The sequence below is a fragment of the Streptomyces sp. NPDC001714 genome, assembly GCF_042892755.1.
Classification (GTDB): Bacteria; Actinomycetota; Actinomycetes; order Streptomycetales; family Streptomycetaceae; genus Streptomyces.
On record NZ_JBIAUL010000017.1, the window covers coordinates 96,692 to 111,647 of the forward strand.

14 protein-coding genes are annotated in these 14,956 nt (G+C 70.3%); 3 read left to right on the plus strand and 11 right to left on the minus strand.

Features of this window, described 5'->3' with window-relative positions:
- Window positions 1–3 precede the first annotated feature (3 nt).
- The 8 genes from ACFY0P_RS36995 to ACFY0P_RS37030 form a co-directional block, all read right to left on the minus strand.
- Complete coding sequence (locus tag ACFY0P_RS36995) at window positions 4–726, minus strand: LAETG motif-containing sortase-dependent surface protein (protein WP_388923495.1); 723 nt, start codon at window positions 724–726, stop codon at window positions 4–6.
- 138 nt (window positions 727–864) lie between these two features.
- On the minus strand, window positions 865–2,034 hold the full coding sequence (locus ACFY0P_RS37000; protein ID WP_388923498.1) for an LOG family protein: 1,170 nt from the start codon (window positions 2,032–2,034) through the stop codon (window positions 865–867).
- 89 nt (window positions 2,035–2,123) lie between these two features.
- The gene (locus ACFY0P_RS37005) at window positions 2,124–2,435 is read right to left on the minus strand and encodes a LamG-like jellyroll fold domain-containing protein (RefSeq protein ID WP_388923500.1); all 312 of its coding nucleotides are present in this window, start codon (window positions 2,433–2,435) and stop codon (window positions 2,124–2,126) included.
- Between the two features lie 164 nt (window positions 2,436–2,599).
- Window positions 2,600–3,007, minus strand: a complete 408-nt coding sequence (locus ACFY0P_RS37010; protein ID WP_388923503.1) for a VOC family protein — start codon at window positions 3,005–3,007, stop codon at window positions 2,600–2,602.
- A 95-nt stretch (window positions 3,008–3,102) separates the two neighbouring features.
- Window positions 3,103–4,557: a hypothetical protein gene (locus ACFY0P_RS37015; protein WP_388923506.1), complete on the minus strand. Its 1,455-nt coding sequence runs from the start codon at window positions 4,555–4,557 to the stop codon at window positions 3,103–3,105.
- A complete protein-coding gene (locus tag ACFY0P_RS37020; protein WP_388923508.1) occupies window positions 4,539–5,279 on the minus strand; it encodes an ABC transporter ATP-binding protein in 741 nt (246 codons plus the stop codon). Before ACFY0P_RS37020 ends, ACFY0P_RS37015 begins: the two co-directional genes overlap by 19 nt.
- Window positions 5,280–5,482: 203 nt before the next feature.
- A complete protein-coding gene (locus tag ACFY0P_RS37025) occupies window positions 5,483–6,865 on the minus strand; it encodes an aspartate aminotransferase family protein (RefSeq protein WP_294008897.1) in 1,383 nt (460 codons plus the stop codon).
- Entirely contained in the window at window positions 6,850–7,368 is a 519-nt protein-coding gene (locus tag ACFY0P_RS37030) for an Lrp/AsnC family transcriptional regulator (protein WP_388923935.1), read from the minus strand. Before ACFY0P_RS37030 ends, ACFY0P_RS37025 begins: the two co-directional genes overlap by 16 nt.
- Window positions 7,369–7,533: 165 nt before the next feature.
- Here ACFY0P_RS37030 and ACFY0P_RS37035 point away from each other — a divergent pair, with 165 nt between their 5' ends.
- Both ACFY0P_RS37035 and ACFY0P_RS37040 read left to right on the plus strand, forming a co-directional pair.
- Window positions 7,534–8,973, plus strand: a complete 1,440-nt coding sequence (locus ACFY0P_RS37035) for a gamma-aminobutyraldehyde dehydrogenase (RefSeq protein ID WP_388923511.1) — start codon at window positions 7,534–7,536, stop codon at window positions 8,971–8,973.
- Between the two features lie 218 nt (window positions 8,974–9,191).
- Window positions 9,192–10,385, plus strand: coding sequence for an extracellular solute-binding protein (locus tag ACFY0P_RS37040; protein ID WP_388923514.1), 1,194 nt, complete (start codon window positions 9,192–9,194; stop codon window positions 10,383–10,385).
- A 79-nt stretch (window positions 10,386–10,464) separates the two neighbouring features.
- On the opposite strand, the gene ACFY0P_RS37045 is transcribed toward ACFY0P_RS37040, so the two are convergent.
- Window positions 10,465–10,971, minus strand: a complete 507-nt coding sequence (locus tag ACFY0P_RS37045; RefSeq protein WP_388923517.1) for a hypothetical protein — start codon at window positions 10,969–10,971, stop codon at window positions 10,465–10,467.
- Window positions 10,972–11,303: 332 nt separating this feature from the next.
- Here ACFY0P_RS37045 and ACFY0P_RS37050 point away from each other — a divergent pair, with 332 nt between their 5' ends.
- Window positions 11,304–12,710, plus strand: coding sequence for an alpha/beta hydrolase (locus tag ACFY0P_RS37050; RefSeq protein ID WP_388923519.1), 1,407 nt, complete (start codon window positions 11,304–11,306; stop codon window positions 12,708–12,710).
- Between the two features lie 20 nt (window positions 12,711–12,730).
- Here ACFY0P_RS37050 and ACFY0P_RS37055 read toward each other — a convergent pair whose 3' ends face one another.
- Window positions 12,731–12,904 carry a hypothetical protein gene (locus ACFY0P_RS37055; protein WP_388923522.1) on the minus strand — a complete coding sequence of 58 codons (174 nt, stop codon included), beginning with the start codon at window positions 12,902–12,904 and terminating at the stop codon, window positions 12,731–12,733.
- 34 nt (window positions 12,905–12,938) lie between these two features.
- The gene (locus ACFY0P_RS37060) at window positions 12,939–14,954 is read right to left on the minus strand and encodes a beta-galactosidase (RefSeq protein ID WP_388923524.1); all 2,016 of its coding nucleotides are present in this window, start codon (window positions 14,952–14,954) and stop codon (window positions 12,939–12,941) included.
- Between the last annotated feature and the right edge of the window lie 2 nt (window positions 14,955–14,956).

Sequence of the window (14,956 nt, forward strand, 5' to 3'; positions counted from 1 at the left end):
GCGTCAGTTGCCGCTGTGCGCCCCACGACGGCGCATGCCGAACCAGACGGCTCCACCGCCGACCACCACGAGCGCGGCGGCGATACCGGCGATCAGGCCGGTGTTGGAGTTGGCACCGGTCTCGGCGAGGTTGGACTCACCGACGGCCGGGGACGGGGCGTTGTCCGACGTGCTCGCCGGGGCGGTGGTGCTGTCCGTGGCCGACGGGGTCGGGGAGTCCGACTCGGCCGGGGTGGTCTCGGTCGCCGACGGCGACGGGGTGGCGGAGTCCGACGGGGAGGGGCTGGAGCTCTCCGCGGACTTGCAGGCGGTGGAGGGAGTGGTCAGGTTGTCCTTGATGTCCGCGTCGACCTTGCCGTTGTCGGTCGTGACGCGGATCCGGTACACCGCGTTCGGCGCCCAGTCCTCGGAGAAGCTGACCGTGGCGCCGTCCTTGGTGCCCTTGATGGGCTTCGCGTCGCCGACCTGCCTGGCGTCGGCGCCGTTGTTCTCGAGGAAGACGCTGATGGTGGCCGGAGTACCGGAGGCGTCCTTGTCGGTGACCGTGATGACACCGTTGGAGCCGTCGCAGGTGGCTTCGGCGGAGAACTCTTTGATGTTGCACGCGAAGGCGCTGCTGGAGACGCCCAGGGCCAGCGCGGCCGACGCGGAGGCAACACCCAGGATGCGCACGGAACGACGTGCACTGCGGCGGGATATGGGCACGTTTGTCCTTACTGAGTGCATAACTGCGGGGGGTAGAGCGGGAATTGACGCGACGACGAGGTGAGGCATCAGAATCCCCAAGAGGCTCACAGGTCTATAAGCGCTCCGTAAGTAGTGTCAATGCATATGCGGTCCACGGGCGTTGACTTTGCCTGCTTATTAATTGCCGAGACGTTTCAGCGCGTGTGAAGCTTGCTCGATCCGGTCAACCAGGGCGATACGGGACGCCATCGCGCGCTCCCCCGCGAGCGAGGTCAGAAGCTGCCAGGCCGGCAGCTTCCCGCTCCAGTGCGCCTCGTTCACGAGCACCATCGGGGTCGGCTCGCCCCGTGACTCGTAGTAGTTGGGGGTCGCGTTGTCGAAGATCTCCTGTACGGTCCCGGCGGCGCCCGGCAGGAACACCACACCGGCGTTGGAGCGGGCCAGCAGGCCGTCCTCGCGGGTGGCGTTGGCGAAGTACTTGGCGATGTGCGCGGCGAAGGCGTTCGGCGGCTCGTGGCCGTAGAACCAGGTCGGGATGCCGACCGACGGTCCGCCCTCCGGCCAGCGCTCGCGGACCTCGAAGGCGGCGCGCGCCCAGTCGGTGACCGACGGCCGGAACGACGGCGCCTTGGCGAGGAGCTCCAGGGCCTCGTCCAGCATCCCGTCGTCGAAGGGCGCCGCGTACGCGCCGAGGTTCGCCGCCTCCATCGCGCCCGGGCCACCGCCGGTCGCCACGGTGAAGCCGGCCCGCGCGAGCTCCCGGCCGAGCCGGGCGGCACCCGCGTACTCGGCCGTGCCGCGCGCCATCGCGTGCCCGCCCATCACGCCCACCACCCGGGCGCCGACGAGGAGTTCGTCCAGCGCGTCGGAGACCGCGTCGTCGTGGATCGAGCGCAGCATCGAGCCGAATATGTCGCCGTCCGCCTTGGTCTGCTGGAACCAGGCGTACGAACGGGCGTCCGAGGTCGCCTCGTAGCCCGCGTCGAGCGAGTCGAACAGCTCGTCGGGCGTGTAGACGAAGGCGCGGTAGGGGTCGAAGGGGAGGTCCGGGACGGGCGGGAACACCAGGGCGCCGGACGCGCCGACCCGGGCGGCGGCCTCGGGGGACATCGGGCAGCCGAGGAAGACGGCGCCGGCGGTGTCGGTGGTCAGGAGGACGTCCGTACGGGCCGTCAGATCGACGGCCTGGAGCCGGTACCGGGCGAGCGTCCCGTGCGCGGCGACGACCTCGTCGAACTCGGCGAGGGACTCGATCTCACGGTCGCGGGCGGCCCGGTGCGACGGCGTGGAGCCTGGCTGGACGGAACCTGGCTGGGCGGGGTGCGGCTGGGCGGGTGTCGGATGCACCCGCCCATGCTAGGCATCAGCCCCGCACCGCGGCCGGGAGACAGCCGTCTCCCGGCCGCGCCGGGGCGATCAGGGGTGCCTGGACGGCGTCACAGCAGCTGTCGGTTCAGCGCGTCGGCCTCCTCGGGGGTGAGGGCGTGGTTCCAGGCTTGGACGTGGCTGACGGCGCCCGGCACGAAGTCGGTGGCCGCGCCGTTGTACTGGCCCCTGCCGACGGTGAAGGCACCGGAGGAACTCCAGGAGGTGGCACCGGTGAGGGTGGCGGCGAGGGTGCCGTTGACGTACAGCTTGGCCGTCCGGGTGGTGGCGTCGTAGGTGCCGAGGAGCTGTGTCCAGGTGCCCGCGGTGGCGCCGGATGTTCTGGACGGCCGGTATCCGCTGGGCGACATGCTCGTGGACATTCTTGACCGGATGTCAGAAGCCGGAGTTCTTCTCAAGGACGAGGACGACGCGCGGTACAAGTGGAACCCGGCGCCCATCGATCTGTCGTGAAGGCGCAGTCAGCCGCATGGGCCGGGCTCGTCCGCTCGGCCCATGCCAGGCACCGGGATTCCGCTTTGCGGGCTCAGCCCTGCACCGCCGCCGGGTCCATCCACACGACCTCCCAGCTGTGGCCGTCCAGGTCCTCGAAGGAACGGCCGTACATGAAGCCCTGGTCCTGGACGTCGTCGTTGGCCGTGCCGCCGGCCGCGACCGCCTTCTCCACCAGCTCGTCGACCTTCTCGCGGCTCTCCGCGCTCAGACAGATCAGCACCTCGCTGGTCTTCGTCGAGTCGGCGATCTCCTTCTTCGTGAAGTCGGCGTAGCGCTGCCTGCTCAGCAGCATGGCGATGATCGTGTCGCTGATCACGACGCAGGAGCAGTCGTCGGTGCTGAACTGCGGGTTGATCGAGTAGCCGAGCTCGGTGAAGAACTTCCGCGACGCGGGGACGTCATTGGTGGCCAGGTTCACGAAGATCATCTGCTGGTACATGGGGTCTCTCCCTCGGGTGTTGTGCCGTTCGCGGGGATAGACCAGGGGGTGCGGCGAAAGTCATCGCCGGGCCCGGATTTTTTTCGTACGGCCTTTCAGCGGGCGAGCGGGAGTGCGGCGAGCTCCGCGATCAGCAGGGTGAGAGGGCCGAAGAGGGCCAGCAGGGCACCGCTGCGCAGGGCCGCCGCGCTGCGCAGTACGGTCGCCGGAGCCCCCAGGCGGAGCAGGGCCGCGGTGATGTCGGCGCGGGACTGGCGGGCCTCAACGGCGGCGGTGAGGAGGGTGGCGACCGTGCAGCCGGCCACCACGAGGCCGCCGACGGCGGTGAGGGGACCGAAGGCGGGGGTGCTGCCGTCGTCGCCGTGGAGAGTGGTGGCCGCGAAGGCCGCCGAGGCCACCGCGCAGACGACGCCGAGGGGGCGGCCGATGCGGGTGGCCTCCGCCATCAGGACGCGGCCGGCGAGGAGGCGCCGGGCGCCGGGGCGGACGGCCTGGAGGAGGCGGCCGCAGAGGTGGGTGAGGCCGGGGGCGGCGAGGATCAGGCCGAGGGCGGTGAGTGCCCAGCCGGCGAGGACGCCGACGGGGCCGCCCGCCAGACCACCGGGGAGGGGCGCGTGCGGGGCGGTTTCGGTGACACCGGCGTAGGACTCCACGGCGAGGCCGGCGGCGAGGACGGCGATGCCCCAGGGGAGGCCGGGGGGTGCGGCGGCGGGGAGGTCGGGGAGCGGGGGCGGGGTGTCGTCGGCGGGGTCGGCTGGGGCCGGGGCGAGGGGGGTGTCGCTCACCGGCGCCGGCGGGGTGCCGTCCGCGCCCACGGTCCCCCCCATCGCCCCAGCGGCCCCACTGCCCGCGGGCTGAAGCGGTGGCTGGGGGCCGTCCGTGGGCTGGACGGACTCAAGCGGTGGCCGGGTGGCGGTCGTGGGGCCGCGGAAGAAGCGGGCGCCGAAGCGGCCGTAGGTGCCGAAGGTCTCGCGTTTCGCCGTTCGGTCGTAGGCGCCGAAGCGGCCGTAGACGCGGCTGCGGGTCTCCGGGTGGGGCAGGTCGCGGGGGCGGAGGGTCAGGGCGACCGTCGTGGACGCGAGGACCGGGAGGACGGCCAGGAGGGTGAGGGCCGCCGGGACGGGCAGGGACCTGTCCGCTGCCAGGAAGTCCTTCGCCGCGCCGTCGAAGGGCATGCCCGTGAGGTCGCCGCGCAGGTGGAGGAAGACCAGGAGGGCCAGCAGGGAGCCCAGGGTGCAGGCGAGGGCCGTGTTGAGGGCGGCGAGGGCCATCAGGCGGGCGGGGCCCAGACCGAACGCGGAGAGACCGGAGCGCGGCTTGGCGCCGGGGTCGGTGCGGGCCACCGCGACGGCGAGGTGCACCGTGCTGGCGAGCGGGATCGCGCACCAGGACAGGCGCAGGAGAGCCGTCGTCGAGTGGGTCGGGTGGGTCAGCGCGTAGCCGAGCGCGGACAGGAGGAGGAAGCCCGTGCCCGCCGCCGCGGCGGCCACCAGGAGGCGGCGCAGGTGGACGGCCGGGTGGGCGGCGCGGGTCAGGCGGAGAGCGAGCACTCGGCCCGGCCTTCCGTCTCGGGGACCGGCGGAAGGTGGACCGTGTTCACCCGGCGGCCGTCCAGGAGCGCGACCGTGCGGTCGGCGAGGGCCGCCGTCTCCGCGTCGTGCGTGGCGAGGACCACCGTGATGCCGTGCGAGCGGGCCGCCGTGGTGAGCGTGCGCAGCACGTGGGCGCGGTCGGCGCGGTGCAGCGGTGCCGTCGGCTCGTCCGCGAAGAGGACCGTGGGTGCGGGGGCCAGGGCGCGGGCGATGGAGACGCGCTGGCGTTCGGCCTGCTGGAGTTCGGCCGGGTGCTTGCGGGCCTTGTCGCCGACGTCGAGGCGCTCCAGCCACTCCAGCGCGGCCACCTTGGCCCGGCGGCGGCCGGTGCCGCGCAGCATCAGGGGCAGGGCCGTGTTCTCCCAGACGTTCAGCTCCGGGACCAGCGTGGGGGCCGGGTCGATCCAGCCGAAGCGGTCGCGGCGCAGCCGTTCGCGGGTGAACGGGCCCATCCGGTGCACGGCCTTGCTGTTGAACCAGACCTCGCCGCCCTGCGCCGGTACCAGGCCGGCCAGGCACCTCAGCAGCGTGGTCTTGCCGCTGCCGCGCGGCCCGCTGACGGCGAGGATCTCGCCCTCCCGCACGCCCAGCGAGACGCCGGTGACACCGGGCGAGCCGTCCTGGTGGCGGAAGTGCAGGGCACGTGCCCACAGCACGTCGTTGTCCGGCGGGGCCTCCATGGGCGTACACCTCGGTTCTGATCCGTTTTGCCGTGCCTTCCCACGTCCGGGGGAACGAAGGGGGAACGAAGGCTGGGCCGATCGGTCACGTGCACGCTAGGCAGGTCGGTGGGCGGAGCCCGGGAAGCACACGGCCCCGGGCCGCCGTTCTCACTCGAACGGGCGGCGCCGGGGCCGGATGACAAACACCGCTGATCCGATGATCAGAGCTTGGTCCACGCCTCCGTGAGGGTGGCGCGCAGGATCTGCTCGATCTCGTCGAAGGTCTCCTGGTTGGAGATCAGCGGCGGGGCGAGCTGGACGACCGGGTCGCCGCGGTCGTCGGCACGGCAGTACAGGCCGTTCTCGAACAGGGCCTTGGAGAGGAAGCCGTACAGGACGCGCTCGGTCTCCTCGTCGTTGAAGGACTCCTTGGTGGCCTTGTCCTTGACCAGCTCGATGCCGTAGAAGAAGCCGTTGCCGCGGACGTCGCCGACGATCGGCAGGTCGTGCAGCTTCTGCAGGGTGGAGAGGAAGGCGCCCTCGTTGTCCAGGACGTGCTGGTTGAGGTTCTCGCGCTCGAACAGGTCGAGGTTGGCGAGGCCGACCGCCGCGGAGACCGGGTGGCCGCCGAAGGTGTAGCCGTGCAGGAAGGTGTTGTCGCCCTTGTAGAAGGGCTCGGCGACGCGGTCGGAGACGATGCACGCGCCGATCGGGGAGTAGCCCGAGGTCATGCCCTTGGCGCAGGTGATCATGTCCGGGACGTAGCCGAACTTGTCGCAGGCGAACATCGTGCCCAGGCGGCCGAAGGCGCAGATGACCTCGTCGGAGACCAGGAGCACGTCGTACTGGTCGCAGATCTCGCGGACGCGCTGGAAGTAGCCGGGCGGGGGCGGGAAGCAGCCGCCGGCGTTCTGGACCGGCTCCAGGAAGACCGCGGCGACGGTGTCGGGGCCCTCGAAGAGGATCTGCTGTTCGATCTGGTCGGCGGCCCAGCGGCCGAAGGCCTCCGGGTCGTCGCCGTGGATCGGGGCGCGGTAGATGTTGGTGTTCGGGACCTTGTGGGCACCGGGGACGAGGGGCTCGAAGGGGGCCTTCAGCGCCGGGAGACCGGTGATCGACAGGGCGCCCTGCGGGGTGCCGTGGTAGGCGACCGCGCGGGAGATGACCTTGTACTTGGTCGGCTTGCCCTGCAGCTTGAAGTACTGCTTGGCCAGCTTCCAGGCGGTCTCGACGGCCTCGCCGCCGCCGGTGGTGAAGAAGACCTTGTTCAGATCGCCCGGCGCGTGGTCGGCCAGCCGCTCCGCCAGCTCGACGGCCTTCGGGTGGGCGTACGACCACACCGGGAAGAACGCCAGCTCCTGGGCCTGCTTGAAGGCGGTCTCGGCGAGTTCGGTGCGGCCGTGACCGGCCTGGACCACGAACAGACCGGCGAGACCGTCGAGGTAGCGCTTGCCCTTGTCGTCGTAGATGTAGGTGCCCTCGCCCCGGACGATGGTCGGGACGGGCGAGTTCTCGTACGAGGACATGCGGGTGAAGTGCATCCACAGGTGGTCGTACGCGGTGCGGCTGAGGTCCTTCTGGGTCACGGTTATCGGGTTCCCCACATGTAGGTCTGCTTCTTCAGCTTCAGGTAGACGAAGCTTTCGGTGGAGCGCACGCCGGGCAGCGCCCGGATGCGTTTGTTGATGACGTCCAGCAGGTGGTCGTCGTCCTCGCAGACGATCTCCGCGAGGATGTCGAACGAGCCCGCGGTCATCACCACGTACTCGACTTCCGACATGGCCGTCAGCGCGTCCGCGATCGACTCGACATCGCCCTCGATGTTGACGCCGACCATCGCCTGCCGGCGGAAGCCCACGGTGAGCGGGTCCGTGACGGCGACGATCTGCATCACGCCCTGGTCCAGCAGCTTCTGGACGCGCTGCCGCACGGCCGCCTCCGACAGGCCCACGGCCTTGCCGATCGCGGCGTACGGACGGCGGCCGTCCTCCTGGAGCTGCTGGATGATGGCGAGGGAAACGGCGTCCAACTGGGGAGTGCCGTTCCTGGACTCGCGGGACGAGTCCCTCTGGTCTGCGCTTCGACTGGCCACGACCTCACTGTGCACGACGTCTCGACGGTTCCGCAAGGCCGTATCGATGAAATTCGTTGTTTGAGGTGGCATGGATTGCGGATTTCGCAGACTCGGCGGCGGTGGGGGTGTTGAAAACGTGGGATCTCGGATTACTGTGGGTGTCTCAGCGAATGGACACCCGAACTTGGAGGGCCGGCAGTGAGCACCGAGCTGCGTCGTCTGCGCAACTACATCGACGGTGAGTTCCGGGACGCCGCCGACGGACGGACCACCGAGGTGGTCAACCCCGCGACCGGCGAGGCGTACGCGACGGCGCCGCTTTCCGGGGCGGCGGACGTCGACGCCGCGATGGCGGCCGCTGCCGCGGCCTTCCCGGCCTGGCGGGACACCACCCCGGCCGAGCGTCAGAAGGCGCTGCTGAAGATCGCGGACGCGTTCGAGGAGCGGGCCGAGGACCTCATCGCGGCCGAGGTGGAGAACACGGGCAAGCCGACCGGGCTCACCCGCTCCGAGGAGATCCCGCCCATGGTCGACCAGATCCGGTTCTTCGCCGGCGCGGCCCGGATGCTGGAAGGCCGCTCGGCCGGCGAGTACATGGAGGGGATGACCTCCATCATCCGCCGCGAGCCGGTCGGCGTCTGCGCGCAGGTCGCGCCGTGGAACTACCCGATGATGATGGCCGTGTGGAAGTTCGCCCCGGCGATCGCCGCGGGCAACACCGTCGTGCTGAAGCCGTCGGACACCACCCCCGCGTCGACCGTCCTGATCGCCGAGATCATCGGGGAGATCCTCCCCAAGGGCGTCTTCAACGTCGTCACCGGCGACCGTGACACCGGCCGCCTGATGGTCGAGCACCCGGTCCCGGCGATGGCCTCCATCACCGGTTCCGTACGGGCCGGCATGTCGGTCGCCGAGTCCGCGTCCAAGGACCTCAAGCGGGTCCACCTGGAGCTGGGCGGCAAGGCGCCGGTCGTCGTCTTCGAGGACACGGACATCGCCAAGGCCGTCGAGGACATCTCCGTCGCGGGCTTCTTCAACGCCGGGCAGGACTGTACGGCGGCGACCCGGGTCCTCGTCCAGGAGTCCATCCACGACGAGTTCGTGGCCGCGCTCGCGAAGGCCGCGGCCGAGACGAAGACCGGGCAGCCGGACGACGAGGACGTGCTCTTCGGCCCCCTCAACAACCCCAACCAGCTCAAGCAGGTCTCCGGCTTCATCGAACGGCTCCCGGCCCACGCGAAGGTCGAGGCCGGCGGTCAGCGGGTGGGCGACAAGGGCTACTTCTTCGCGCCGACCGTCGTCTCCGGGCTGAAGCAGGACGACGAGATCGTCCAGAACGAGGTCTTCGGACCGGTCATCACCGTCCAGTCCTTCTCGGACGAGGACCAGGCCGTGGCGTGGGCCAACGGCGTCGAGTACGCGCTGGCCTCGTCCGTGTGGACGAAGGACCACGGGCGGGCGATGCGGATGTCCAAGAAGCTGGACTTCGGCTGCGTGTGGATCAACACGCACATCCCGCTGGTCGCGGAGATGCCGCACGGCGGGTTCAAGAAGTCGGGCTACGGCAAGGACCTGTCGGGGTACGGGTTCGAGGACTACACGCGGATCAAGCACGTGATGACGTCGCTGGACGCGTAGGTCGTTGTCGGCTGCGGGCGCGTGGGGGCTGCTCGCGCAGCTCCTCCCCCAGCCTTCGGCCGGGGGGTACCCCAGCGCCCCTGCCGGGGCGCTGGGGTACCCGGGGGCGAGAAGAACACCGTGTTGACCCGGGGCATCGACAAGGTGTCCGGTCCGCGTCAAGCCGCTCGACGCAGCGTCGATTGCCCGGTGACAGGCGGGCGCGACATCCTTCAGGGGTGCCCCAGACCTCTTCCCGGACGTCCGCGCTCTCCCGTCGCTCCCTGCTGCGCGCGCTCGGCGGCACCGCCGCGCTCGGCGCGCTGGCGGGCTGCGGGGTGCCCGCCGCCTACGTCAAGGCCGGCGACCGCGCCGTGACCGACGTGTCCGCCTCGGACCACAGGCTGGTCTTCGCGAACTGGCCGCTGTACATCGACGTGGACGACGACAACCCGAACAAGCGGCCCACCCTGGACGCCTTCGAGAAGAGCACCGGGATCTCCGTCGACTACATCGAGGAGATCAACGACAACGACGAGTTCTTCGGCAAGATCAGCCCCGCGCTGATGAACCACCAGTCCACCGGCCGCGACCTGATCGTCATCAGCGACTGGATGTGCGCGCGGTTCGTCCGCCTGGGCTGGGTCCAGAGGATGGACCGCGCCCACCAGCCGAACGTCGCGAGGTACCTGGACCCGCTGCTCCGCTCGCCCGCCTTCGACCCGGGCCGCCTGTACACCGTGCCGTGGCAGTCGGGCATCACCGGCATCGCGTACAACCGCAGGAAGCTGGGCCGCGAGATCCGGCACGTCAAGGACCTGTGGGCGAGCGACCTGAAGGGCCGGGTGACCCTGCTCTCCGGCCTCGACGAGGCGTTCGCGCTGCTCATGCAGGGCAACGGCGTGGACATCACCAAGTGGACGGCCGACGACTTCTACGACGTCTGCGACGAGGTGCAGCAGCAGGTCGACCGGGGGCAGATCCGCCGCTTCACCGGCAACGACTACACCAAGGACCTGGTCAGCGGGGACGTCCTGGCCTGCCAGGCGTACTCCGGCGACGTCATCCAGCTCCAGGCCGACAACCCCGACATCCGATTCGTCGTCCCCGAGGAGGGCGCGGAGCTCTGGTCCGACTCCCTGATGATCCCGGACCGGGCCGCCCACAAGACCAACGCGGAACGCCTCGTCGACTACTACTACGAGCCGGAGGTCGCCGCCGAACTGGCCGCCTGGGTCAACTACGTCTGCCCCGTACCGGCCGCCCAGCAGGTCCTCGCCGACTCCAAGGACAAGGACACCGCGGCCCTCGCCGACAACCCCCTGATCTTCCCGAACACGGCGATGCGCAAGCGGCTCGCGATCGCCCGGGACATCACGTCGAAGGAACGGGTCGAGTTCGCCAAGCGGTGGAACAGGATCGTGGGGTTGTAGGGAGCCGGGCGCGCTCGTGTGACGAGGATTTTTAGTTGGCACAAAAGAGGGATAGTTGGCACCAAGATCACGGGTGTTCTCACAGGTGACGGCGCATCACCTCGATGCACGTGGCTCGGGCCGCGTTCGATTGGTCCCGGGGATATGGGACTCCGAGGTTCATGCCGCTGTCGGTGGTGATCGGCGGCTGGTCCCAGGCAAGACTCATCTGGGCGCCGGCTTCCGCTCGTGCCGTGGCCACGAGGGCCGCGTAGGGGCCTGCGACGGCTGATGCCTCGATCTGAAGCCATGCCTGGTGGAACGCCATTCGGGCCAGCAAGCCGCTGACCTCGTCCGTGAGCTGCTGTCGTACGGCGGATGAGGATTTGGGGCGCCGCCGTATGCGGTACGGCATCTCCAGGTACTCCTCGACCGCAGTCAGCGCTTCGGCGAAGGTCTTGGCTCGGCGCTCCTTGCGCACGGCCCGCTGATTGAGGGCGTACGTCAGGAAGGCGCCGAAGAGGGCGATGAAGGGGACGATCAGGGCCGTGGTCTGGGCCCACGTCCAGCCGCTTTCCGTCGCTTGTGCCGCCGAGATGACCGCCACGCACCACTCTCCGGCATGCCGTGAGGCGCATCCTGCGCGCGAAGACGGAAGATCATGCGGTGGTCGCGGACACCTCACGCTTCCACGCTGCCACCGGGACTTCGAAGCGTCCTGGCGGTCCTACGCTTAGGGCCGCGCTGATCCCGGCTGACCGGGACGGTTCCGGTGCAGCCTCTCCACGCTCGCTGTGCTGCAGGGCTCCGACCGCAGGCAACGTTGTGCACTTTCTTGACGGCTGTCAGGATTAAGCCCTACATTCCTTGGCACCTTCACTCAGTGCACTGAGCATCTGCCTGTGTCCCGCTCCGTAGCCGCCCTCAGGGAGCCGTTCCATGTCTGCAAGCACCCGTCCTCGCGTCGGCCGCACCCGCCTGCGGATCGCCCTGGCCGCGCTGGCGTCCGCCGCCCTCGTCTCCGTTCCCTTGCCGGCCGCCGTTGCGGACACGCCGGCCGGCGGCCATCTCACCGGCACCCTCTCCGACGGCGCCACCTGGGTGGCGGACGTCCCCGAGCACTGGAACGGCACCCTGCTGCTGTTCAGCCACGGCTTCGGCCCCACCGTCGCCCGGGACGCCCCCACCGACGCCGCACGCACCGAACTGCTTGCCCAGGGCTATGCGATGGCCGGGTCGTCGTACGACCCCCATGGCTCGATGTGGGCGCTGAACAGCGCCGAACGCGACCAGTTCGCCACGCTCGACGCGGTCACCGAGAAGATCGGCACCCCGCAGCGCACGCTGGCCATCGGCAATTCGATGGGCGGGCTCGTCAACGCGCAGCTCGCCCGGGACGGCGGCGGGCGCATCGACGGCGCGCTCGGCCAGTGCGGCCTGGTCGCGGGCGGTACCGACCTGGACAACTATCAGCTCGACGCCGAACACACCATCGCCCAGCTGCTCCTGCCGGAGCAGGACGTCAAGCTGGTCCGCTTCGGCTCCGCCGACGAGGCGGCCGCCACCGCCAAGAAACTCACCGACGCCGTCACCGCCGCGCAGGCCACCCCACAGGGCCGGGCCCGGATCGCGCTGGCCGCCGCCTTCCTCAACCTGCCCGCCTGGTCGCCCGGAAAGGACCGGCCCGCCGCGACCGACTGGGCGGGCCAGGAGGCACAGCAGTACGACTGGTTCGCACAGGGCATCCTGTCCTTCGTCGAGGGCGGCCGGTACGCCATGGAGCAGTCCGTCGGCGGCAACAACTCCTGGAACCTGGGCGTGGACTACACCCGTCTGCTGGCCGACTCCCCACACGCACCCCAGATCCACGCCCTCTACCAGGCAGCCGACCTCGACCTGCGTGCCGACCTGCGCGCGCTGACCGAGGGCGCCACGATCACCGCCGATCCCGCCGCCGTGCGCACCGCGCAGCGGACGTCCTCCGCGGGCCAGGGACTTGACGTGCCGTTGCTCGACATCCACACGGACGGCGACAACCTGGTTCCTGTGGAGCAGGAGAACCGCTTCGCTGCCCGTGTGCGCGCCTCCGGCGACGGCGCGCTGTTGCGGCAGGCGTACGTCGAGCGGCAGGGCCACTGCACGTTCACCACCGCCGAGACCGTGGCCGCCCTGCACGCGCTCGAACACCGCGTCAGCACCGGCCGTTGGGACGACGTCGCGACTCCGGACGCGCTCCAGAGGTCCGCCACGGCGCTCGGTCTGGACGGCGCGGCGTATGTCCCGTACCACCCGGCCCAATTGTCGGTCGGCCGCGACGACCGCCCGGCGCGCCCCACCCGCCACTGACGTTGGGACCGCTCAGTGGCTCACGGCATCCCGGACGTCGATCCGCTTGCCGTGGTCTTGTTGACAGCGGTGTAGCGGGCGAGGACGACCACGTTCTCGCCCGCGACGACGTGAGTGTCGTCGTGGGCGGTCCAGTCTTTCGGTGTGCGGTGGGCCCCGGCGAGGAGGCAGCCGGCCATCTCCGTCCACTCCACGTCCGGAGCGAGGGTCCGCCGCCGGCTGCAGTGATCAGCGGGGTTCGCGGATGACGGCGACTCCTCCCGGTGGGACGGTGACGGTGCCGTCGACCGGTGTGCCGGTGAGGAGTTCGACGCCTTCGGCGGGCGCCTCGGCCCCCTTTCCGGTGTGGTCGATGAGGAACAGGTAGTCGGCCTCCGTGCCGTGGCGCCTGACAACTTCGATCCCGGCGGGTGCCTCGTGCTCCGGTGCGACGTCGGCCTCCTGGCGTATGCGGTGGAGCAGGGCGGTGAGAGTGTCCTGGTCGGGGTGGGTGCCGAGGTACCAGGTGGTGCCGTTGCCGTGCCGGTGGCGGGTGACGGCGGGGTGGCCCGCCAAGGGGCCGTCGGCGTAGGCGGCGACGGCTTGCGCGCCGGTGAGCCGTATGCGTTCCGACCACAGGTCTGCGGTGGCGGCCGGAGGCACGTCGCCGGTCAGGCCGGTTGTCTCTCCCGGCAGCATGGGGAAGAGTTCGTCGGTGACCACGCCGAGGACGTCGCGGAACGCGCCGGGGTAGCCGCCCAGGTACACATGACAGTTCTGGTCGACCATGCCGCTGTGGAAGCCGACGGCCAGGGTGCCCCCGTCTTCGGCGTACCGGGCGAGGTTCGTCGCGGCTGCCTCGGTCACCAGGTACAGCGACGGCGCCAGCACGAGTTGATAGCGGTCGAGCCCAGGGTCGTCGGGGCGTACGAAGTCGACGGAGACTCCCGCCCGCCACATGGGGGTGTACCAGTCCCGCACCAGGTCCTGGTAGCGCAGTTCGCCACTGGGCTGGGAGGGCAGTTCCAGTGCCCACCGGGCGTCCCAGTCCCATACGATCGCCACCTGCGCCGCGACGGTGGAGTCCCGCACCTCGGCCAACGCCCGCAGATCCGCGCCCAGTTGGACGACGTCCCGCCAGATCTGGCTGTCCGTGCCGGCGTGCGGCAGCATCGCCGAGTGCCACTGCTCGGCTCCCGCCTTGGCCGCCCGCCACTGGAAGAACGCGATGCCGTCGGCACCATGGGCGACGTGTGCCAGGGCGTTGCGCCGCATTTCTCCAGGCTGCTTGGCCCGGTTGACCGGCTGCCAGTTGACGGCACCCGTCGAGTGCTCCATGAGGAACCACGGGCCGCCCGCGAGCGACCGCATCAGGTCGCCGTTGAGCGCGATGTCGATCTCGGCTTCCGGGTCGTCGGACATCAGGTAGTGGTCGTTGGAGAGGATGTCCAGCTCCGGTGCCCAGCGCCAGTAGTCGAGAGCGTCGATGGTGCGCAGGACCAGGAAGTTGGTGGTCGCGGGGATGTCCGGCGCGGCCCGGCGCAGCACCTCGCGTTCAGCCGTGCACAGGGAGAGAAGTTCGTCGGAGCAGAAGCGGCGCCAGTCGAGTTGGTGGGTGGGGTTCGCAGGAGCCGCGGTGGCGCGGGGCGGCAGGATCTGGTCCCAGTCGTAGTAGCACTGGCTCCAGAAGGTGGTGCCCCAGGCGTGGTTGAGGGCGTCCAGATTGTTGTCGTAGCGGGCGCGCAGCCAGGTGCGGAAGGCGGCGGCGCTGGTGTCGCAGTAGCAGGCGTCGTTGTGGCAGCCGTACTCGTTGTGGACATGCCACATGGCGACGGCCGGGTGGGCGGCGTAGCGCTCGGCGAGGGCCCGGGCGATGCGCAGGGCCGCTCGGCGGTAGGCGGGGCTGGACGGGCAGAACGTCTGGCGGCTGCCGTACGACAGTTTCCTGCCGTCCCGGTCGACCGGCAGCGCCTCCGGGTACGTCTTGAAGAACCAGGCGGGCGGGGCGGCGGTGGGGGTGGCCAGGTCGGCGGCGATGCCGTTCTCGTGGAGCAGGTCGAGGATCTGGTCCATGCGGGAGAAGTCGTAGACGCCCTCGGAAGGCTCCAGCAGCGCCCAGGAAAAGATGCCGACGCTGACCATGGTCACGCCCGCTTCGCGCATCAGGCGCATGTCCTCTGCCCAGACGTCCTCGGGCCACTGCTCGGGGTTGTAGTCACCGCCGTAGGCGATGCCGGGAACGCGAAGACGGCGTGCGGTACTCACAG

Excerpts from the sequence above, each read along its gene's own strand:
- ACFY0P_RS36995 (WP_388923495.1), bottom strand. The coding sequence starts at position 726 with ATGCACTCAGTAAGGACAAACGTGCCCATATCCCGCCGCAGTGCACGT.
- ACFY0P_RS37005 (WP_388923500.1), bottom strand. The coding sequence starts at position 2,435 with ATGTCCACGAGCATGTCGCCCAGCGGATACCGGCCGTCCAGAACATCC.
- ACFY0P_RS37010 (WP_388923503.1), bottom strand. The coding sequence starts at position 3,007 with ATGTACCAGCAGATGATCTTCGTGAACCTGGCCACCAATGACGTCCCC.
- ACFY0P_RS37020 (WP_388923508.1), bottom strand. The coding sequence starts at position 5,279 with ATGGAGGCCCCGCCGGACAACGACGTGCTGTGGGCACGTGCCCTGCAC.
- ACFY0P_RS37050 (WP_388923519.1), top strand. The coding sequence starts at position 11,304 with ATGTCTGCAAGCACCCGTCCTCGCGTCGGCCGCACCCGCCTGCGGATC.